Annotated in this window: 18 protein-coding genes and 1 riboswitch; of the genes, 14 read left to right on the top strand and 4 right to left on the bottom strand. The window is 37.3% G+C overall.

From position 1 onward, the window contains the following. Positions 1-23: 23 nt before the first annotated feature. Entirely contained in the window at positions 24-1,646 is a 1,623-nt protein-coding gene (locus tag Q0252_RS09270; RefSeq protein WP_297985558.1) for an ABC-F family ATP-binding cassette domain-containing protein, read from the bottom strand. Positions 1,647-1,829: 183 nt separating this feature from the next. Here Q0252_RS09270 and smpB point away from each other — a divergent pair, with 183 nt between their 5' ends. The 3 genes from smpB to Q0252_RS09285 all read left to right on the top strand — a co-directional run bounded on the left by smpB (position 1,830) and on the right by Q0252_RS09285 (position 4,599). Further along, positions 1,830-2,288, top strand: coding sequence for an SsrA-binding protein SmpB (smpB, locus tag Q0252_RS09275; RefSeq protein ID WP_297985560.1), 459 nt, complete (start codon positions 1,830-1,832; stop codon positions 2,286-2,288). Positions 2,289-2,366: 78 nt separating this feature from the next. Continuing rightward, positions 2,367-3,755, top strand: coding sequence for an OmpA family protein (locus Q0252_RS09280; protein WP_297985561.1), 1,389 nt, complete (start codon positions 2,367-2,369; stop codon positions 3,753-3,755). 103 nt (positions 3,756-3,858) lie between these two features. Then, a complete protein-coding gene (locus Q0252_RS09285) occupies positions 3,859-4,599 on the top strand; it encodes a YebC/PmpR family DNA-binding transcriptional regulator (protein WP_297985563.1) in 741 nt (246 codons plus the stop codon). A 53-nt stretch (positions 4,600-4,652) separates the two neighbouring features. On the opposite strand, the gene Q0252_RS09290 is transcribed toward Q0252_RS09285, so the two are convergent. Both Q0252_RS09290 and Q0252_RS09295 read right to left on the bottom strand, forming a co-directional pair. Continuing rightward, positions 4,653-4,946: a GNAT family N-acetyltransferase gene (locus Q0252_RS09290; protein ID WP_297985565.1), complete on the bottom strand. Its 294-nt coding sequence runs from the start codon at positions 4,944-4,946 to the stop codon at positions 4,653-4,655. 42 nt (positions 4,947-4,988) lie between these two features. After that, positions 4,989-5,741 carry an RDD family protein gene (locus Q0252_RS09295; RefSeq protein ID WP_297985567.1) on the bottom strand — a complete coding sequence of 251 codons (753 nt, stop codon included), beginning with the start codon at positions 5,739-5,741 and terminating at the stop codon, positions 4,989-4,991. Positions 5,742-5,765: 24 nt separating this feature from the next. Here Q0252_RS09295 and Q0252_RS09300 point away from each other — a divergent pair, with 24 nt between their 5' ends. The 7 genes from Q0252_RS09300 (at position 5,766) to Q0252_RS09330 (ending at position 12,757) form a co-directional block, all read left to right on the top strand. Further along, complete coding sequence (locus Q0252_RS09300; protein WP_297985569.1) at positions 5,766-6,773, top strand: stage II sporulation protein M; 1,008 nt, start codon at positions 5,766-5,768, stop codon at positions 6,771-6,773. Further along, positions 6,727-7,698 carry a DUF4013 domain-containing protein gene (locus Q0252_RS09305; protein WP_297985570.1) on the top strand — a complete coding sequence of 324 codons (972 nt, stop codon included), beginning with the start codon at positions 6,727-6,729 and terminating at the stop codon, positions 7,696-7,698. Before Q0252_RS09300 ends, Q0252_RS09305 begins: the two co-directional genes overlap by 47 nt. A gap of 40 nt (positions 7,699-7,738) precedes the next feature. Further along, positions 7,739-8,473 (top strand): DUF4129 domain-containing protein, encoded by a 735-nt coding sequence (locus Q0252_RS09310; RefSeq protein ID WP_297985571.1) that lies wholly within the window; start codon positions 7,739-7,741, stop codon positions 8,471-8,473. A 3-nt stretch (positions 8,474-8,476) separates the two neighbouring features. Then, on the top strand, positions 8,477-9,634 hold the full coding sequence (locus Q0252_RS09315; RefSeq protein ID WP_297985573.1) for a hypothetical protein: 1,158 nt from the start codon (positions 8,477-8,479) through the stop codon (positions 9,632-9,634). 70 nt (positions 9,635-9,704) lie between these two features. Continuing rightward, entirely contained in the window at positions 9,705-10,730 is a 1,026-nt protein-coding gene (locus tag Q0252_RS09320; RefSeq protein ID WP_297985575.1) for a MoxR family ATPase, read from the top strand. Between the two features lie 125 nt (positions 10,731-10,855). Next, positions 10,856-12,178: a DUF58 domain-containing protein gene (locus tag Q0252_RS09325; protein WP_297985577.1), complete on the top strand. Its 1,323-nt coding sequence runs from the start codon at positions 10,856-10,858 to the stop codon at positions 12,176-12,178. Between the two features lie 153 nt (positions 12,179-12,331). Then, on the top strand, positions 12,332-12,757 hold the full coding sequence (locus tag Q0252_RS09330) for an OsmC family protein (RefSeq protein ID WP_297985579.1): 426 nt from the start codon (positions 12,332-12,334) through the stop codon (positions 12,755-12,757). A 45-nt stretch (positions 12,758-12,802) separates the two neighbouring features. Here the strand turns inward: Q0252_RS09330 and Q0252_RS09335 are convergent, their stop codons facing one another. After that, positions 12,803-15,415, bottom strand: coding sequence for a glucosidase (locus tag Q0252_RS09335; RefSeq protein WP_297985581.1), 2,613 nt, complete (start codon positions 15,413-15,415; stop codon positions 12,803-12,805). Positions 15,416-15,534: 119 nt separating this feature from the next. After that, positions 15,535-15,642: riboswitch (SAM riboswitch) on the top strand. 53 nt (positions 15,643-15,695) lie between these two features. On the opposite strand from Q0252_RS09335, the gene Q0252_RS09340 reads away from it, so the two are divergent. The 4 genes from Q0252_RS09340 (at position 15,696) to Q0252_RS09355 (ending at position 20,657) form a co-directional block, all read left to right on the top strand. Next, entirely contained in the window at positions 15,696-16,634 is a 939-nt protein-coding gene (locus Q0252_RS09340) for an alpha/beta fold hydrolase (protein WP_297985583.1), read from the top strand. Positions 16,635-16,636: 2 nt separating this feature from the next. After that, on the top strand, positions 16,637-18,178 hold the full coding sequence (locus Q0252_RS09345; RefSeq protein ID WP_297985585.1) for an ACT domain-containing protein: 1,542 nt from the start codon (positions 16,637-16,639) through the stop codon (positions 18,176-18,178). Between the two features lie 172 nt (positions 18,179-18,350). Beyond that, positions 18,351-19,511: an aminotransferase class I/II-fold pyridoxal phosphate-dependent enzyme gene (locus tag Q0252_RS09350; RefSeq protein WP_297985643.1), complete on the top strand. Its 1,161-nt coding sequence runs from the start codon at positions 18,351-18,353 to the stop codon at positions 19,509-19,511. 123 nt (positions 19,512-19,634) lie between these two features. Further along, positions 19,635-20,657: a homocysteine S-methyltransferase family protein gene (locus tag Q0252_RS09355; protein WP_297985587.1), complete on the top strand. Its 1,023-nt coding sequence runs from the start codon at positions 19,635-19,637 to the stop codon at positions 20,655-20,657. Positions 20,658-21,002 lie beyond the last annotated feature (345 nt).

The following is a 21,002-nucleotide window of genomic DNA, read 5'->3' on the forward strand; positions in this document are numbered from 1 at the left end:
TATTACAAATTCGTAATTCGTCTTTACGAATACATTTGCTGCTGAAGTTCTTTAATCTTTTTGTCAGCCAAATATTCATCGTAAGTCATTGTTCTGTCAATGATTCCTTTTGGCGTTAACTCGATAATTCTGTTACAAACGGTTTGAAGCATTTCGTGGTCATGAGAAGCCAGCAAAATAGTTCCTTTAAAGTTCGTTAAAGAGTTGTTCAACGTGGTGATACTTTCCAAATCCAAGTGGTTGGTTGGTTCATCCATCAACAAAATATTTGCTCTCTGCAACATCATTCGGCTGAACATACAACGCATTTTTTCACCTCCGGAAAGCACTTTACAAGATTTCAAAGCTTCATCACCCGAGAATAACATTTTTCCAAGGAAACCTCTCATATATTCTTCGTGGCGCTCTTCGTCATTTTTTGTGAACTGTCTCAACCAATCTACAAGGTTGATGTCTTCCTGGAAGAAATCTGTGTTGTCAAGAGGCATGTAAGACTGTGTCGTCGTAATTCCCCAGTTAAACGTTCCTTTATCAGCTTGAGATTCTCCCGCTAAAATTTGGAAAAATTCCGTAATTGCTAATGAATTTTTAGAAAGAACAGCAACTTTATCGCCTTTTTTAAGGTTCAAATCGATATTAGAGAATAATAATTCGCCGTCTTTGGTTTTTTCAAGATCTTTTACATCCAAAATTTGGTCTCCTGCTTCTCTTTCTGTTTCGAAAATAATGGCAGGATATCTTCTTGAAGTAGGTTTAATTTCGTCGATATTAAGCTTGTCAATCATCTTCTTACGTGCGGTTGCCTGTTTAGCTTTCGCTACGTTAGAACTGAATCTCGCGATAAATTCCTGAAGTTCCTTTTTCTTTTCCTCAGCTTTTTTGTTGGCTTGTTGTCTCTGTCTTGTTGCTAACTGAGAAGCTTGATACCAGTAAGAATAGTTGCCGGTGTAAAGATTAAGTTTAGAATAATCCAAGTCTCCGATGTGGGTACAAACGGTGTCCAGGAAGTGACGGTCGTGAGAAACCACGATTACTGTGTTTTCATAATCTGCTAAGAAATCTTCTAACCAGGAAATTGTTTCGATGTCAAGGTCGTTGGTAGGTTCGTCCAAAATCAAAACATCCGGATTTCCGAATAAAGCCTGTGCCAAGAGCACTTTTACTTTGTCTTTGTTTTCTAGCTCGCCCATCATTTGCCAATGCATGTCGTCTTTAATTCCAACGTTGGAAAGCATCGTCATTGCATCAGATTCAGAATTCCATCCGCCCATTTCGTCATAAATAACTCCCAATTCTCCGGCTTTAATTCCGTCCTCGTCCGAGAAATCTTCTTTTGCATAAAGCGCGTCCATTTCTTCTTTGATGTCGAAAAGTTTTTTGTTTCCTCTTAAAACCGTCTCTAAAACTGTGTAATTATCGTAAGCAAAGTGGTCCTGCTCTAAAACCGACATTCTTTTACCGGGTTCCAAAGAAACATTTCCCGTTGTTGCTTCCTGTTTTCCGGTCAATATTTTTAGGAAAGTGGATTTTCCGGCACCGTTTGCGCCGATAATTCCATAGCAGTTTCCTTTGGTAAACATAATGTTTACGTCATCGAAAAGCACTCTTTTTCCGAATTGTAATGATAAATTAGATACTGTTAACATATAGTTTTGTAAATTTGGCGCAAAATTACGAAAAAAAACGAGTTTTTAAGACATACTGTAAGTCTTTAATTTTAAAGTACTTTTAGTGATAAAATAGTCATAAAAAGTCAGAAAATTTTGAAATATATAAATAAAATTGTATAATTAAATAAATTCGGCAATTGTAGAAATTTGCAATATCTTATGAAGATAGAGAAGTCGGTAAATATTTTAAACAAGCGAGCCCGTTTCGAATACGAAATCTTGGAGGAAGCTGAAGCAGGGATGGTTCTTACTGGAACCGAGATTAAGTCGTTGCGTTCTTCCAAAGCAAGTATAACGGAATCTTTTTGCCAGTTTATAGATGGTGAGCTATATATTATTAACATGATGATTGATGAATATAAGCTTGGAACCTTCTATAATCATAAAACCAAAAGAGAAAGAAAACTCTTGCTTCATAAAAGGGAATTGCAAAAGTTTGAAAAAAAACTCAAAGATGTTGGCAATACGATAATCCCTTTAAAACTGTATATCAACGATAAAGGAAAGGCGAAAATCCTCATTGCATTGGGACGTGGTAAAAAACTCTTTGATAAAAGAGAAACTATAAAAGACAGAGAAAATAAGAGAAATCTGAACAGAATATTAAAGAAAAGTTAAAAAAACTCTGAATATTCTTTGTTTATAAAGAAAATTTATTTTTAATTTGCATTATCAATTATTTAATCATTTAATTCTATGAAAAATCTAAAATTAGGAATTTCAGCCTTGGCACTTACTGTTGCCTCTACTGTTTTTGCTCAGACTACCAACAACAAGTGGTTAATCGGTGTTGGTGCTCACGCAGAAAATCACGTAGCAGCAGGCGGAGATGCTGGTGAAGTTCTAGGGACTGCTTTTGGTAGCAAAACAATTGGTGATTTATATAACATCAATAACTTTACCATTACACCACCCCTTTCAAAATTAACAGTTGCAAGAAACCTTACGAAAGGTTTAGTGTTAGACTGGCAAACAACTGTTGGGAATGTTGACAACCAAAGATTGGGAATGGGTAAGGAATTTTTCCTTATGACAGGTCTTGGTCTTCAGTGGAAAGCTAACTCTCTTTGGAATGAAGAGTCTTGGTTTGATCCATATGTAAGAGTTGGAGCTAACTACCTTAGACATGATTATACAGGTCAGTCTAATGCAGTTAACGGAGATGGAGATAACATCGGAGCTAACCACTTTGCGGTGGCTACAGGTTTAGGATCTAACTTCTGGTTGACTAAGAACTTCGGTCTTGGTATTCAAGGTGATTATGTTTCTACTCCAACTGATGACTCATTCGCTGCTAACTTCTGGCAAGCTGGTGCTTCATTATTGTTCAGATTCGGTAACTCTGATAGAGATAAAGACGGAATCTTAGACAAAGATGATGCTTGTCCAGATACTCCAGGTTTAGCTGAATTCCAAGGTTGTCCAGATACTGACGGAGACGGAGTTCCAGATAAAGATGATCAGTGTCCGGATGTTGCTGGTCCAGCTGAAAACAATGGATGTCCTTGGCCAGATACTGACGGTGACGGAGTTGTAGATAAAGATGATGCTTGTCCAGATGTTGCTGGTCCAGCTGAAAACAACGGATGTCCTTGGCCAGATACTGACGGTGATGGTATCCTTGACAAAGACGATGCTTGTCCTACAGTTCCAGGTCTTGCACAATACAACGGATGTCCTAAACCACAGTCTGCTTACGCTGATGATGCTACAGTAGCATTGCAAGATATCTTGTTTAACTTCAACAAGTCTACTCTAAGACCAGAATCTAAGTCTAAATTGGATGCTGCTGCTGAAATTATCAAGTCTTCTAACGGTGGAACATTCCTATTGACTGGTCACACAGACAAAAAAGGATCTGAAGCTTACAACCTTAACCTTTCTAGAAAAAGAGCTGCTGCTGTAGTTGCTGCACTAGAAGCAAGAGGAGTAAACGGAAACCAATTGAAATCTAAAGGTGTTGGAGAAGCTGAAGCTGTAGTTGCTGAATCTGCTTCTGATGCTGAAAGAATGAAAGACAGAAAAGTTGTTGTATCTGCAGTAGATGCTGCTGCTTGGGAAGCACTTAAGAAAAGAGATTACTAAGAAGTAACAACAAATAAATATAAAGAACATCCGCTCTAGTAGCGGATGTTTTTTTTGTGTAGTTTTTTCATTATTTTTGCACACATAAAATTTAGAAATCAATATGGGACGCGCATTCGAATATAGGAAAGCTTCAAAGATGGCTCGTTGGGATAAAATGGCCAAAACATTTTCAAAAATCGGGAAAGATATTGCTCTTGCAGTAAAAGCCGGAGGCCCGGACCCGGAATCTAACCCGGCATTAAGAAGATGTATTCAGAATGCGAAGGGAGCCAACATGCCGAAAGACAATGTTGAAAGAGCGATTAAGAAAGCAAGTGGTGCAGATGCAGAAAATTATGAAGAAATCACATATGAAGGTTACGGACAAGGTGGAGTTGCTTTTTTTGTGGAGTGCACGACCAATAATTCAACAAGAACTGTAGCGAATGTAAGAGCTGTTTTTAATAAGTTTGACGGTAACCTTGGAAAGAATGGTGAACTGGCTTTCATCTTCGACAGAAAAGGAATTTTCACTATCGACAGAGCCTTAATTAAAATGGACTGGGACGATTTCGAAATGGAAATGATTGACGGTGGTGCTGAAGAAATCGACAGCGATGATGAGGAAGTATTGGTAACCACCGCTTTTGAAGATTTTGGAGCGCTTTCTCACAAGTTGGATGAACTAGGTATCGAAGCTAAAAGTGCAGAACTTCAAAGAATTCCAAACAATACAAAGGAAGTAACTGAAGATCAGTTCAAAGCAAATATGAAAATGCTGGAAAGATTTGAAGAAGACGATGATGTGCAGAACGTTTACCACAACATGGAAATCACAGACGAATTATTGGAAACCATTTAATTCAAATCAATTAAAACAAACAAAAAACTCAAAGAATTTCTTTGAGTTTTTTATTATCTGTTGGTAAGTAATATATCCTGCACATCGCCCATTCGGTTCATCACAGACCTTGCGTAGGAGCAATGCGGATATACTTTCCAATTATTTTCTCGAGCGAAACGAATGGCTTCTTCTACCAAAAATTTTCCCATTCCACGACCTTCAAATTTTGGATGCACCAACACAAAGGAAATAATGAACTGGTCTTTTTCGGGGAAAATGGTGTAAGTAAGCCTCCCGATTTCTTCTTCATCATTGTTCAGAGTAATGACGCCGCCATTTCCGGATTTGTTGTTTTCGTATTTCATTACTTTATTTTTTAAGATTTCAACTTAAATATAGTAAAATTTTTAGAAATCCTTTCCGGTGTAAAAATTATAGTCTTTAATAACGGTATTAATGAATTGTCGCTCTGTAAACTGTGTTGGGTCAACTTCCACCTTAATAATTTCTTTAATCTTGTTGGAAAGTCTTGAAATCACTTGTCTGTCATCAATTCTAAGGGCCTTTTGATAATTTTCTTTGATAATCCTTACATCGTTATCAGAAAGTGCAATAACCTGCGGAAAAGCAGGTAAATAATCTTCTTTAAGATTTTCCAAAATGGTGTGCGAAATATTGACATGGTTTTTCAGAGAAATCACGGCAGTTCCAGAAGCCATATCTCCCAATCGCTGATTATTTTTTGAAACAATCATCGTTAACAAACCTATTGCTCCGGAATTCGAAAAAACATCAATCAGCCTGAAAAACCAGCGCATCAAATAATCGCCAAAACTTGCCTGAAAACCATCAATTTTCACCACTTTAATATTCATAATTTTCTTGCCGAACGTTTGTCCTTCCATTAAACTTTCACAAACTAAAGTGTAAATGTAAATTGGGAATGTAATGATGATAAAAAGCGCCATTTGAGACCAATCGTCTAGCCCGTTGATGTACAAACCAAAATCAAAAATTTTAAAAAGAATTAGGAAAATTACCAAAACAAAAGCCCCTTTAATCAGCATATCTATAACAAACGCCGCAATGCGTTCTCCAACACTTGCTGTGTTGAAATTAATATTTACATTTTGGGAAGTATTTATTGCAATAAGCGACATAATTTTTATTATTTTAGCCTTAGCATGAGAGAAGTAGCCTTCATTAAACAAAATAAAGAAAAATGGTTGGGAATTGAGGAAGTTATCTCCGGAAAAGTGAAAAAAAACCCGGATGATTTGTCGTCCCTGTACATTAATCTTGTTAACGACCTTTCTTTTGCTCAAACGTATTATCCGAAAAGTAAAACAACGGTTTATCTGAATAACCTTTCTTCACTCATTTTTCAAAAAATTTACAAAACTAAAAGGGCAGAGCAGAACAGGCTTCTATTTTTCTTTAAAACTGAAGTGCCACTCTTGGTTTACCAATACCGCAGATATCTTTTTTATGCTTTCGGTTTTTTCATATTGTTTACTTTGATTGGCTTTATATCAGCTTATTATGACAAAGAATTTGTGAAGATCATTCTTGGTGACGAGTATGTGAATAAAACCATCGAGAATATTCAGAAAGGAAATGCGGTGGGCGTTTATCAGCAAGGCTCGAATTGGGGAAGTGCAATTTCCATTATTTTCAATAACCTAAAAGTTGGAGCAGTTCTTTTTATTTATGGGATTTTTGGGGGAGTTGGAACTTTGTTTGCGCTGCTGCAGAACTGTATTATGCTTGGTTCGTTTCAATACTTTTTCCATCAACATGGCGCTTTGAAGGAAAGTGCAAGAGGAATTTGGCTTCACGGGGTTTTCGAAATTTTTTCGATGGTGGTAGAAGCAATGGCCGGCTTAATTTTAGGCGCTTCTATTCTTTTTCCAAAAACATATTCCAGATTTAATTCATTTAAAATAGGCTTTAAAGACGCCTTTAAAATATTTTTAAGTACCGTTCCATTTACGGTTATCGCCGGAATTATTGAAGGTTTTGTGACGAGATATGCTTTGAAAATGCCTGAAATTCTGAACATTTTAATCATTTTCGGAACGCTTTCTCTCATCGGTTATTATTATTTTATTTATCCATATATTGTTTCAAGAAAAACACGAAAAAATGATGCAGTTTTATCAAAAGAGGGACTTCGGAACCTTGGTGAGTGATACTTTCGCCTTTTTTAAAGAAAACGGAAAAAATTATTTCAAAAATTATATCTTAATTAATGGATTGCTGCTGATTTTGTTGGTAGTCATTTTTGTATTTGGTTACCGCGAAATTTTCGGGCAAATGTTTGCTTCCAACACAGGTGGCGAAAGTTATTATTTCGAAGCCTACTTTCAGGAAAACCGGTTGATGCTGATTTTGGTGGCAGCAGTAATTTTCCTTTTGTTTATTGCGGTATCGATGGTTTCGTACTCTTATCCGGTTCTGTACCTGAAAAGATTGAGCGAAACCGGAAATAAAAATATTAAAGCAGACGAAATATTGGGCGATATTAAAAGCAATGTTGGAAGATTTCTTAAATTATTTTTAGGATTGATGTTCATTGTGATGCCTCTCGCATTGCTTATTTTCGGGGTTTCTTATATTCTTATTTTCTTAATCATCGGTTTCTTTTTAATGATATTGGTGATGCCTGCAATGATGAACGTCATTAACTTCTTGCTGTTCGATTATTTTCACACCAAAAAAGGCTTTTTTGAATCCCTTAGTTACGCAATAAGGTCACAGTTTTCTTATCCTAACGGAAACGAAAAATCACCGTTCTGGAAATATTGGGGTTCCACATTTGTGATGTATATGATTGTTCAGGTGGTAACTTCTGTTTTTACATTAATCCCAATGATTATGCTGTTTGCAACCATTTACACCGTTCCTCAAAATAACGGGCAGCTTCAACAAAACCCATTTGAAGGCACGTTCGGAATTATATTTTTCGCACTGTATGGAGTAGCGATTTTGTGCTCTTTCATGATGATGAATGTGATTTATGTAACTTCCGGATTGCAGTATTACGACAGCAGAACCGACCTTCACAGAGCAGTGGATTTAACGGAGATTGACACGATTGGACAAAACAATGCATAGATTTTTTTTAGCATTTATCTTTTTAATTTCTTTTAAAACGATGGCGCAGGAATATGCAACACCGCCACCTCCTGTTGCTACTGCTGTAGTAGAGTTGGATACCGCAGAAGTTGGAACGGATTCGATGTTGAAGAATAATGCAACTTCGGATAATATCGTTTATCCCAAAAAATTTGATGAAAAATTTCAGGAAAAATACAAAGGTCCGGAATACGATTACACTACCATAAAGCCAAGGGAATCTTTGTGGCAGAAAATTCAGAAAAGAATTAAAAAAATTCTGGAGTCTATTTTCGGTGAGGTTGACACCAACAAAACTTCAAATTATGCCGAAAACATTATGCGAGTTTTAGCGATTATCATTATTGGTTTTGTACTGTATTTTCTAATAAAATTTTTGCTGGGCAAAGACGGAAATTTCTTCTTCAGCAAAAAGAACAAAAAAATCATCATTGCCGATACGGAACTTCACGAAAATATTCATGAAATTAATTTTCCGCAAACTATCGACGAGTTCGAAAGAAAAAAGGATTTTCGTTCAGCAGTTCGTTACCGTTTTCTATATGTGTTGAAGCAGCTTTCCGATAAAAAGTATATTGACTGGAATCCCGAAAAAACCAACCGCGATTATTTTGCAGAAATGAACCATGAAGGTCTGAAAGACCGTTTCAAAGATTTAATCTACATTTTCGATTACGTTTGGTACGGCGAATTCGATATTGATGAGAACAGCTACAGCATTTTCAAACAGAAATTCTTAAACTTTAAGCCATAGATTGTGAATAAGACTTTTCGCTTATATGGAATTATTTTCATCGTCGTGATGGTGGTTTTGGCATTGCTGGAACTCAACAAAACAGAGGTTACAGACTGGCGCAAAAATTATGACGTCAACGAGAAAACAGCGTTCGGACTCTTCGTTTTTAACAAAGAAGCAGACGCGCTTTTACAAAAAAAAATAAAACGCAGTTCACTTTCACCTTACGAATATTTTAAGGCCGGAAAACAGCAGCCTAAAAACTATCTTTTAATCCAAACCGAAACAGATTTGGAATCCTGGAAGAAGATTTTGCAGCAGGTTTCGGAAGGTTCTGATGCGATGGTGATTTCGGAGTCTTTCCATCCCGAACTTCAGGATACGCTTAAGTTTTATCAATCCTACATCAATTATGGAGATGAAAATCTGCTATTGCTCACTGATAAAAAGTTTAAAAATGATTCTCTGAAACTTGATAAACTGCCGTCTGGAAAAGGTTTTGTCTCCATAAAGAAAGACCACGAAATATTAGGGAAAACAATTGATGCCAATGATGGTACAAAAGCCAATTTCATCAAAATCAATCTTGGGAAAGGGCATTTATATCTGCATTCAGAACCACTTTTCATCACCAATTATTATTTGCTGAAAAAAGGAAATGAAAAATATGCAGAAGACGTGTTTTCCTATCTTCCGAACCGCGAAACCGTTTGGTTTACCGGAGAAAATATGGTGGAATCGGGTTCTGTGATGCGTTTTATTCTTTCAAAACCAGCGCTGAAATATGCATGGTGGCTGCTTTTGGGAGGTTTATTATTGTTCGTAATTTTTAATTCGAAAAGAAAACAGCGTATCGTTCCGATTGTGGAACCTTTAAAAAATAAATCAGTAGAATTTGTGAAAAGTATCGGGAATTTATATCTGCAGGAAGGCGATTTCCACGACATGATGGCGAAAAAAGCACAGTATTTCCTGAACAGGGTTCGAATGGATTTAATGATTGAAACCCAAACGCTTGACGAAAAATTTGCTCACAAATTACAACTGAAAACCGGAAAAAGTTTAGACAAAATAAACGAGGCTATCACGCTCATCAAAAAAGGACAAGACCCTTATGCAAGTGTGATGAAGGAAGATTTAATAAAAATGAATAAATTGTTGGATGAAATCTTAATGTAACAATCCAACAGTGTGAAAATCTAGCAATACGTACCATTGCTAAATTGATACATTAGTAAATTATAGAAACATGGATAATTTTGAAAACCAAAATCAGGAAATAGAGCAACCGCAGGAAAACTCGCAACCACAATTCGAGTCGAGGATTGAGCTCACGGAACTTAGAGCAAGTTTGGAACGTGTAAAATCCGAAATCGGGAAAGTAATCGTGGGTCAGGAATCCATGATAGAGCATCTTTTGGCGGCGCTGCTTTCGAATGGTCACGTTCTTATTGAAGGTGTTCCCGGAGTTGCAAAAACCATTACTGCAAAATTGTTGGCGAAAACCGTGGATGTTGCCTTCAGCAGAATTCAGTTTACGCCGGATTTGATGCCTTCTGATATTTTGGGAACCTCAGTTTTCAGCATGAAAAATTCTGAATTTGAGTTTAAAAAAGGACCTATTTTTTCCAATTTTATTTTGATTGACGAAATCAACCGTTCTCCCGCAAAAACGCAGGCTGCATTGTTTGAAGTGATGGAAGAACGGCAAATTACGATGGACGGAAATAAATTCATAATGGAAGAACCGTTTTTGGTAGTGGCAACACAAAATCCAATCGAACATGAGGGAACTTACCGTCTTCCGGAAGCACAACTCGACCGTTTTCTGTTCAAAATAAATGTGGGTTATCCCAATCTTTCGCAGGAAGTGGAAATCATCAAAAATCAGCACGAAAACAAACTCGAAGATAAAACCGATGCCGTACAGAAAGTCCTTTCCGGAGCGCAGCTGAAAAACTATCAGCAGATTGTAAAAGAAATCATCGTAGAAACACAATTGTTAGAGTACATTGCCAAAATTATTGTGAACACCAGAGAAAATCAGTTTCTGTATTTGGGTGCTTCTCCAAGAGCAAGTTTGGCGTTGTTGATGGCTTCGAAAGCTTTTGCGGCAATCCGCGGAAGAGATTTTGTGACGCCGGAAGATATTAAGGAAGCGAGTTTCGCGGTACTTCGCCACAGAGTGATGGTTTCTCCGGAACGGGAAATGGAAGGTTTAACAGCCGACGAAATTATCAGACAAATTTTGGAAGCGATTGAAATTCCGAGATAATTAAGATTGAATTGTGAATGGTCAAATGTGAATCTTTCGCAGTTTGTCATTCGGAATTTAAATATAGAATCTTCACTAAAATTTTAAATTGACAATTCACTATTGACCATTGACCAATCAAAACAATGAAATATTTACACCTCAACAACCGCTTTTTTTTCACGCTCTTCGCTGTAGGAGTGTTGTACATTCTTGCGTTTTTCTTTCCGGTTTTGATGTGGTTTGCACATGGTTTATTGGCTTTAACAGTCATTGCTTTCGTCGTCGATTATATGCTGCTTTTCAATCAGAAAAATGCAGTTCTGGCTCAACGTATTTTGCCCGAAAAATTTTCTAACGGAGATGAAAATGCTGTTAAAATTGACATCAAGAATTCTTATCCTTTTAAAATTAAAACCAAAATCATCGATGAAATTCCGTTTCAGTTTCAAATGCGAGATTTTCTCATTGAAAAAGAAATAGAAAGCCAACGAAACGTTTATTTCCAATATACTTTGGAGCCAAAAGAAAGGGGAGAATACACTTTTGGAGCTTTAAATGTTTTTGCGGAATCTCCGATTGGTTTTGTTTCCAAAAGATTTATTTTCCAAAAAGATGCGATGCTTCCGAGTTATCCGTCGTTCATTCATCTCAGAAAATATGAACTGATGGCGCTTCAGAACGAATTTTTGTTGGGTGGAATTAAAAAAATCCGAAGATTGGGACATACGATGGAATTCGAACAGATTAAAGAATATGTTCCCGGAGATGATGTTCGAACGATTAACTGGAAAGCGACTTCGAAAAGAAATCAACTGATGGTGAATCAGTTTCAGGATGAAAAATCGCAAAGAATTTTTATGTTGATTGACAAAGGCAGAACGATGCAAATGCCTTTCAATGGCTTAAGTTTACTGGATTATTCCATTAATGCTACCATGGCTTTAAGCCACATTATCCTGAAAAAATCGGACAGAGCCGGAATGATGACTTTTGCTAAAAAAACCGAAAATAAAGTTCCTGCAGATAACAAATCCGGTCAGCTCAAAAAGATTTCGGAAGCGCTGTATAACATCAACACCAATTTTTTTGAAAGCGATTTCAATAGGCTTTATCAGGATGTTAAGATGAATATCGGACAACGAAGTCTGATTCTTTTATTCACCAATTTTGAAACTTTAGATGCAGTAAACCGACAGATGAAATACCTGCGCGGAATTGCGAAAAACCATTTATTGGTAGTAGTTTTCTTCAAAAATTCCGAATTGCAGGAGCTGATTCATAAAAATCCGGAAAATATGCAGGAAGTTTATGATGAAATTATCGCCGAAAAATTTGAGTTTGAAAAGAAATTAATCATACAGGAACTGCGTAAATACGGCATTTACACCGTTTACACCCTTCCTGAAAACCTCAATATAGAAGTGATTAATAAATATCTTGAGATTAAAGCAAGAGGGATACTTTAATACTGTCTTTTCTTTTTCGCGAGATAACTGAAAAAGCTAAAAACAAGAATGGCAATAACAAGAATTTCGAAAAAATTCATTTTAAATATTTTTATGTAAAATTAAGATCGCGCAATTTTTCGAACAATACGCAAAATGATGTATTTTTAAATCATGAAAATTACCCTAAACCGAATTAACGACGATTATTTATTTGAATGTTCCAACGCCGCTGGAAACAAAGTTTTACTTGATAATACTTCTCAGGAAGGTGCAAAAGGTGTTTCTCCAATGGAAAGTGTTTTAATGGCTGTAGCCGGATGTAGCGGAATTGACGTCGTTTCTATTCTGAAAAAACAGCGTCAGGAAATCACGAATTTTTCAGCTGAAGTAGAAGGAGAACGTGTTCAGGTGGATGAAGCAAAACCTTTCAAGAAAATCATCGTCAAATTCTTCCTCGAAGGAAATATAGATTCTAATAAAGCCAAAAAAGCAGCGCAATTATCTTTTGAAAAATACTGTTCGGTTTCCAAAACGTTGGAGCCAAATGTTGAAGTTAGTTATGAAGTATCTGTCAACGGACAAAAAATAAATGAGTAACTGCTTTTGCAATTACTCATTACTTATTACTCATTACTTATCAAATCACCCTATCCTCGGCTGTATCAGTTTAGCAACCGTCGCAGTCCATCCCGTTTGATGTGATGCGCCGATTCCTTTTCCGGTATCGCCGTTGAAATATTCGTAGAAGGTGATGTATTCTTTGAAATTTGGATTGGTATCCATCATTTCGTTTCCGCCGTTGCAAGGACGGTTTCCTTTTTCATCCTCGTAGAAAATAGAGCAGAGACGTTTGCTTAAATCATCAGCTACGAAATTCAGGTTGCGCATTTCTCCACTGCCTTTCGGGAATTCTATTTGGAAACTCTCATCGTAATAATAATGGAAACGTTGCAAAGATTCAACAATCAGGAAATTAATTGGGAACCAAATCGGGCCTCTCCAGTTAGAATTTCCACCAAACATGCTGCTGTCGCTTTCTGCAGGAGTGTATTTTACACGCAGATTCATGCCTTCCACTGTAAATTCATACGGATTTTCTTCATAAAATTTGGACATGGAACGAATTCCGTAATCCGAAAGGAATTCTTTTTCGTCCACCATTCTCTCCAAAATTCTTGTTAAACGCGTTCTGCGAAGGATACTCATCAAATGTTTTCGGCCTTTTCCTTCCACTTCCCAATGCGAAACGACGTTCGCGAGTTCCGGACGGTTTTTCAGAATCCATTCCATCCTTGTTTTGAAGCCCGGAAGTTTTTCAAGCATTTCATGCTCAATAACTTCTACTGCGAACATTGGTGTTAAACCAACAATACTTCTCAATTTCAGGGAGACTGATTTTCCGTCATTAAGTTGCAATACATCATAGAAAAATCCGTCTTCCTCATTCCATAATCCGTCGGAAACTTCACCAAGATTTTCCATGGCTTCGGCGATGTAGAGATAATGTTCAAAAAATTTGATGGCCATATCTTCGTACACAGGATTATGCAGCGCCAGTTCCATTGAAATCCGCATCATATTCAGTGCAAACATCGCCATCCAACTTGTTCCGTCGGCTTGTTCCAGATGTTCTCCGTTTTTAAATTGCATATTTCTGTCGAACGCGCCGATGTTATCTAAACCAAGGAAACCACCGCCAAAAACGTTGTTTCCGTTTTTGTCTTTTCGGTTCACCCACCATGTAAAATTCAGCAGTAATTTTTGGAAAACGCTTTCCAGGAACGGAATGTCGGGTTTTCCGTTAATTTTTTCATCAATTTTAAAAACCCTGAAAGTTGCCCAAGCGTGAACCGGCGGATTGACGTCACTAAAATCCCATTCATACGCCGGAAGTTGTCCGTTCGGATGTAGATACCATTCCTTAGTTAAAATTTTCAGCTGATGTTTCGCAAAAGCAGAATCAATTAAAGCGTAAGGAACGCAATGGAACGCCAAATCCCAGGTTGCAAACCACGGATATTCCCATTTATCGGGCATCGAAATGATGTCCTTATTCTGCATGTGTTCCCATTCTGCATTTCTCACATAAGTTTTGAAATCGCGTTGAACAGGAAATTTCGGGTCGCCTTTCAACCATTTTGAAACGGTGTAATGGTAGAACTGTTTGTTCCAGAGAAGTCCTGCAAAAGCCTGTCTTTGCACAGATTTTTCCTCCTCATTCGTAATTTCGCACTGCAATTCTGCGTAAAATTCGTCAGCTTCCTGTTTTCTCTGTTCAAAAACTTCATCCACCTTAAAAAAAGCATCATCCATGGAGTGTGGACTCAAGCGGAAATCGAAAACTTTTGTTTCTCCGGCTTCAATTTCTGCATCTATAAGGAAACATGCTTTCGTACCTTTTTTATCAGGATTTACAGATTTTTTATCGTCATGAACAAGAAAATCATTAATTCCGTCTTTGAAAAATTTATTTTCCGAAGGAACGCCAAAAATTTTCAGTGTATTGGTTTCGTTTTCGCAAAAAAGTACTTCACTTTCAGGATTTCTCGCATAAAACTTTTTCATCCTCAAAGTTTCGTGATTGATATCGATAACACTTTTTTGTGTTGATTTCAGTTCCGGTTTATAAGTTCCATAACCCCAACTCCAGTTGTTTCTGTACCATAAAGTCGGTAAAATTACAAGAGGCGCTTTCTTTTTGCTTCTGTTTGTTGCTGAAACTCGTATAAAAATGTCATCGAAATTTATTTTTACATATTCAATAAAAATATCGAAGTAATTATCGTCCTCAAAAATTCCGGTATCAACAAGCTCAAATTCCGGGTCGTGCTTTGATGCAGCGCCGTTTTTGATAATCAGTTCATCGTAAGGAAACGCTTCAATTGGATATTTATAAAGCAGCTTCATGTAGGAGTGCGTCGGAGTATTATCCAAATTGTAATAGAGCTCCTTCAAGTCTTCGCCGTGGTTTCCCTGGTAATTGCTCAAGCCAAAGAAACGCTCTTTAATCATTTTATCTTTCCTGTTCCAGAAAGCCAAAGAGAAACAAAGTCTCTGTTTAGGGTCGCAAATTCCGGCAATTCCGTCTTCGTTCCAACGATAAGCTCTGCTTATGGCGTCATTGTAATTGGTATATTCCCATGCGTTTCCGTTCGAGCTGTAATCTTCGCGAACGGTTCCCCATGCTCTGTTGCTTACGTAAGGTCCCCATTTTTTCCAGTCGGGGTTCTGCAATCTGTCCTTTTCTGCATTCATAAAATCTTCATTTAGCTACAAAAATAAATATTTATTTACGAAATCATTTTTAGTGATGTTTTGGATTTCTAAAAATAATTGATACTTTTGCAACAGATTTGTTCATTTACATATTGAAAATGTTATCCAGAAAGGTGGAGGGAATAGACCCTTTGAAACCTTGGCAACCCTTGCAATACGGCGAGAAGGTGCTACATTCTACTCAGATTTTTTGAGGAAGATAACGACAATCCCAATTCTCCTTTTCAGGTAGCATTTTCAATTTTTTAAATTTTAAGAATTGAAAAATCCGCTACAACATATCATTATCAACGACTTCGAAACAACCTCAGGGAAAATCTTTAATATTCCCTTGAGTTATGAAACTTTTGGCTGCGAATTGAAAACGGCACCCATTGTTTTGGTTAATCATGCCTTGACGGGAAATTCCCATGTTTGCGGCGAAAAAGGATGGTGGAACGATGTTGTTGGCGACGGAAAAACGATTAATACAGAAAAATATACTCTTCTTTCTTTCAACATTCCCGGAAATGGATTTGACGGATTTTTTATTGAAAATTTCGAAGATTTCACCACCAAAGATATTGCCCGAATTTTTCTTTCGGGTTTGAAAGAACTGAATATTTCTAAACTCTATGCGATTGTCGGAGGTTCCGTTGGAGGAGCAATTGGTTGGGAAATGTTGGCTTTGGAAAACAATTTGGCTGAAAAATTTGTTCCGGTGGCTTCAGATTTCAAAACTTCAGATTGGCTGCATTCGCAGTGTTTGGTTCAGGATTTTTTGCTGAATGCTGAATCGGAACCGCTACAAAAAGCTAGAATTCATGCGATGTTATGTTATCGAACACCACAAAGCATCAACGAAAGATTTAATCTTGAAAAAACAGATTCCAAAATTCTAAAATCTCACGATTGGCTTAATTATCACGGAAAAGCTTTAAACGAAAGATTTAGTTTAAAAGCGTATAAACTCATGAATCAGCTGTTGAAATCAATTGACGCAGATAAAAATGCAATCAAGAAAATCAACGCGCAAATTCATTTAATAGCCGTTGACAGCGATTTATTTTTTCCGGCTTTCGAAATTGAAAACTGCTACAAAAATTTAAAAAAGAACAATCAAAACGTTCATTACCACGAAATAAAATCAATCCACGGACATGATGCCTTTCTGATGGAATATGAACAGCTTAACACAATATTAAAACAAATTTTATAACAATGGTTTTGGAGAAAAATGCCATCAATATTTACAGAGATAAAGCATTGGTGCACTTTGAGGGACAGGATTTTTTAGGTCAAATTGGGATAGATTCGCGGATTTTCAGAGCGCTGAATAACGGAGGAATTAGTGTGGGCGTTATTTCACAACAGGCCATCGAAAACGGAATTTCCGTATTGGTGGATGAAAAAGATGCAGAACATGCAGTAGAATTATTGAATACTGAATTTACAAAAGAGAAATCAAAAGGAATTGTAAGTGCGATTTACAGCATTATGGATTTGTCGGTTGTGGGATTTGTATCTGAAAATTATAACAAAATTCTTTCGGAACTTCAGCGCAACAAGATATTTCCATTGTTGCTGAATCAGGTAGCTTCTGCAGGAAGAGTGAATTTGGTAGTCACTAGAAATCAAACCGAAATCTGCAAAAACATTATCGAAACCGAAATTTATGGCAAACCTAAGCCTGTTCATTTGGCTTTAATTGGTCACGGAAATGTGGGTTCCACTTTAATCGAACAAATTTTGGATTCCGCTTATGATATTTTGAATAGAAAAAGAATTGACTTGAAGATTGTCGCTATTTCAAATTCCAGAAAAATGGCTTTGAACCAGGCCGGTTTTGGAAGCGATTGGAGACAGAAAATCAATTATTCCCAAACCGAAACCAGTGTTGAGAATTTAATTGATTTCGTACACGAACACAGCCTCGAAAACCTTATTATGGTTGATAACACCGCAAGCAAAGATTTTGTAAAAAATTACGAAACCTTCGTAGATGGTGGTTTTGATGTGGTTTCTTCTAACAAAGTTTTCAATACTTTGCCCATTGCGGAATACCGTAATTTCCGTGGAGTTTTGAATAAGAACAAGAAAAAATATTTCTACGAAACCAATGTTGGTGCAGGTTTACCTTTAATCGATACCATCAAACTCCTGCATCTTTCAGGCGAAAATATCACTAGAATTAAAGGTGTTTTTAGCGGTTCTTTGAGCTATATTTTCAATAATTTTTCGGTAAGAGACGATAAATTCTCGACGATTATTGGAGAAGCGATGGAGAAAGGATTTACTGAACCTGACCCTCGTGAAGATTTATCCGGAAATGATGTTGCGCGCAAACTTTTGATTTTAGCCAGAGAATTGGATTTAATTAATGAATTTTCGGACATCAACGTTCAGAATTTAATTCCTCAGAATCTTTTGGAAATTTCAAAGGATGAATTTATCTCAAGAATTCCGGAGTTGGACGAAGAATATCAAAAAATAAAAGAGAACCAAAAGCCAAATCACGTTCTGCGTTACGTCGGAGATTTACATGGAGATTTGCAGCAAGACAAAGGCGAATTGGATGTAAAACTAATTTCTGTTCCGGCAAATTCAGCGCTTGGACAATTGAAAGGATCCGATTCTATTTTTGAAATTTATACCGAAAGTTATGGAGAAAATCCCATCGTCATTATGGGAGCCGGAGCTGGCGCAAGCGTCACTGCAAGAGGCGTTTTCGGAGATATTTTAAGAATTAGTGAACATAAGTAAAGAGCCAAGAATCAGGAACCAAGAAAAAGCAGACCACGAAGTGGTCAAATTTGAATAGCCGTTGGTGCAACCAAAGGAAATTAATCGAAAAAAATCATTGGTAAAACCAATGTGGATAAAATCAGAAAAAAAAAATACCATGAGTCAACCGTCAACCGATAACCATCAACCGATAACCAATTTCGAAACTTCAGCAATACGAACCCAAACCGAGCGAAGTCAGTTTGATGAACATTCCACACCTTTATATTTGACTTCCAGTTTCGTGTTTGAGGATGCCGAAGACATGCGCGCAAGTTTTGCCGAAGAGAAAGAAAAAAATCTTTACAGCCGTTACAGCAACCCGAATACAAACGAATTCATCGAAAAAATTGTAAAAATGGAGGGAGCGGAAGCAGGTTACGCTTTCGCAACAGGAATGGCTTCGATTTATTCTACTTTCATGGCTTTGCTGAATTCCGGAGATCATGTTTTGAGTTGTCAGTCGGTTTTTGGAGCGACGCATGCTTTATTCACCAAATATTTTCCAAAATGGAATATTGATTATACTTATTTTAAAGCTGAAAATTCCGCTGAGGTTGAAAGTTTAATTCAACCCAATACCAAAATTCTCTATCTCGAAACGCCGACCAATCCTGCGATTGAGATTTTAGATTTAGAATTTTATGGAAATTTGGCCAAGAAACACAACTTGATTTTCATCGTAGATAATTGCTTTGCAACACCGTATTTGCAGCAACCAATAAAATATGGAGCCGATGTTGTCGTGCATTCCGCAACAAAATTAATTGATGGTCAAGGTCGTGTTTTGGGTGGAGTTGCAGTTGGAAGAAAAGATTTAATTCAGGAAATTTATTCGTTTTCCCGTTTAACCGGACCTTCGCTTTCACCTTTCAATGCTTGGGTTTTGAGCAAAAGTTTAGAAACTTTGGCCGTTCGCGTAGAAAAACATTGCGAAAACGCTTTGAAAGTCGCCGAATTTTTGGAAACTCATCCGAATGTGGAATTTGTGAGATATCCTTTCCTGAAATCACATCCAAGTTATGAAATTGCCAAAAAGCAAATGAAATTGGGTGGAAACATCGTCGCTTTCGAAGTAAAAGGCGGCATCGAAGGCGGCCGAAATTTTCTGAACAAAATCAAAATGGCTTCCCTTTCCGCCAATTTGGGAGATACAAGAACGATTGTCACGCATCCTGCCTCTACAACGCATTCAAAATTATCTGATGAGGAAAGAAACGAGGTTGGAATTTCTGCCGGTTTAGTGCGCTGTTCCGTAGGTTTGGAAAATGTGGAAGACATTATTAACGATTTAAAACAGGCGTTGGATTAAAATAATTTGGGCAGCTTTTTCCGCCTTCCGCTCCCGCTTTTTTGCCTCCGCTTAGCTGCGGCAAAAAGAGCTCCGCTCAAGTCGGGCTGCGAAATTCGGATATAAAACAAGATTTTAGAAAAAATGAAAAATACAGAACTATTATACAGAGCCCTTTCCGAAAGAATTCTCGTTCTCGATGGAGCAATGGGAACGATGTTGCAGCGCTATAAATTTGAGGAAGAAGATTATCGTGGCGAAAGATTCAAAAATTGGGAACATCCCTTAAAAGGAAACAACGATTTACTCTCGCTCACCCAACCACAGGCGATTGAAGAGGTTCACCGAAAATATTTAGAAGCCGGCGCGGACATTATAGAAACCAACACTTTTTCGGGGACAACCATTGCCATGGCCGATTATCACATGGAAGATTTGGTTTACGAACTCAATTTTTATTCTGCGAAAATCGCCAGAAAAGTTTGCGACGAATTCACCGCCAAAAATCCTGAAAAACCAAGATTTGTCGCAGGTTCTATTGGTCCAACCAACAAAACGGCGTCACTTTCACCCGATGTGAATGACCCAGGATTTCGTGCGATTACTTTTGATGAATTGAGAATTGCCTACAAACAACAAGCAGAAGCACTTTTAGACGGCGGTTCCGATATTTTATTGGTTGAAACTATTTTTGATACTTTGAATGCAAAAGCCGCACTGTTTGCGATTGATGAAATTCAGGAAGAAAGAAAAATTCAAATTCCGATTATGGTTTCGGGTACCATTACCGATGCTTCAGGACGCACTTTGAGCGGACAAACCGCAGGTGCATTTTTGATTTCCATTTCGCATTTGAATTTGTTGAGTGTCGGGTTTAACTGCGCTTTAGGAGCCAAACAACTGACACCTTATTTAGAAGAAGTTGCCAATAATTCTGACTTCTATATTTCCGCGTATCCAAATGCGGGATTACCAAATGCCTTTGGTCAATACGACGAATCACCAGAATTTATGGCAGAACAAATCCGTGAATATGCCGAAAAAGGTTTAATCAACATTGTTGGTGGTTGTTGCGGAACAACACCGCCGCATATTAAAGCAATTGCGGAATTGGTGAAGGGATATAACCCGAGGAAAATTAATCAATATAACAATGTATCAATTTGAAAATCTACTAATTTATTGGTAATTAATTGATGTGATCTAGAAAAAGCCACGAAGTGGCGACATCAACAGCATAGTGCGAAGCGCTATGAAAAAAAATTGTAGGAAAAGAAAAAGCCACAAAGTGGCGATATCAAAAGCATAGTGCGAAGCGCTTTGAAAAAAATGTAGGAAAAGGAAAAGCCACGAAGTGGCGACATCAACAGAATAGTGCGAAGCGCTATAAAAAAATGTAGGAAAAGGAAAAGCCACGGAGTGGCGACATCAAAAGAATATTGCGAAGCGCTATAAAAAATGTAGGAAAAGGAAAAGCCACGAAGTGGCGACATCAACAGCATAGGGTAAAGC

The organism is uncultured Chryseobacterium sp. (genome assembly GCF_936933875.1).
GTDB lineage: Bacteria > Bacteroidota > Bacteroidia > Flavobacteriales > Weeksellaceae > CAKZIK01.

Excerpts from the sequence above, each read along its gene's own strand:
- Q0252_RS09355 (WP_297985587.1), top strand. The coding sequence starts at position 19,635 with ATGAAAAATACAGAACTATTATACAGAGCCCTTTCCGAAAGAATTCTC.
- Q0252_RS09285 (WP_297985563.1), top strand. The coding sequence starts at position 3,859 with ATGGGACGCGCATTCGAATATAGGAAAGCTTCAAAGATGGCTCGTTGG.
- Q0252_RS09310 (WP_297985571.1), top strand. The coding sequence starts at position 7,739 with ATGGCGCAGGAATATGCAACACCGCCACCTCCTGTTGCTACTGCTGTA.
- Q0252_RS09300 (WP_297985569.1), top strand. The coding sequence starts at position 5,766 with ATGAGAGAAGTAGCCTTCATTAAACAAAATAAAGAAAAATGGTTGGGA.
- Q0252_RS09345 (WP_297985585.1), top strand. The coding sequence starts at position 16,637 with ATGGTTTTGGAGAAAAATGCCATCAATATTTACAGAGATAAAGCATTG.
- Q0252_RS09335 (WP_297985581.1), bottom strand. The coding sequence starts at position 15,415 with ATGAATGCAGAAAAGGACAGATTGCAGAACCCCGACTGGAAAAAATGG.
- Q0252_RS09280 (WP_297985561.1), top strand. The coding sequence starts at position 2,367 with ATGAAAAATCTAAAATTAGGAATTTCAGCCTTGGCACTTACTGTTGCC.
- Q0252_RS09295 (WP_297985567.1), bottom strand. The coding sequence starts at position 5,741 with ATGTCGCTTATTGCAATAAATACTTCCCAAAATGTAAATATTAATTTC.
- Q0252_RS09325 (WP_297985577.1), top strand. The coding sequence starts at position 10,856 with ATGAAATATTTACACCTCAACAACCGCTTTTTTTTCACGCTCTTCGCT.
- smpB (WP_297985560.1), top strand. The coding sequence starts at position 1,830 with ATGAAGATAGAGAAGTCGGTAAATATTTTAAACAAGCGAGCCCGTTTC.
- Q0252_RS09320 (WP_297985575.1), top strand. The coding sequence starts at position 9,705 with ATGGATAATTTTGAAAACCAAAATCAGGAAATAGAGCAACCGCAGGAA.
- Q0252_RS09305 (WP_297985570.1), top strand. The coding sequence starts at position 6,727 with ATGATGCAGTTTTATCAAAAGAGGGACTTCGGAACCTTGGTGAGTGAT.
- Q0252_RS09290 (WP_297985565.1), bottom strand. The coding sequence starts at position 4,946 with ATGAAATACGAAAACAACAAATCCGGAAATGGCGGCGTCATTACTCTG.
- Q0252_RS09330 (WP_297985579.1), top strand. The coding sequence starts at position 12,332 with ATGAAAATTACCCTAAACCGAATTAACGACGATTATTTATTTGAATGT.
- Q0252_RS09270 (WP_297985558.1), bottom strand. The coding sequence starts at position 1,646 with ATGTTAACAGTATCTAATTTATCATTACAATTCGGAAAAAGAGTGCTT.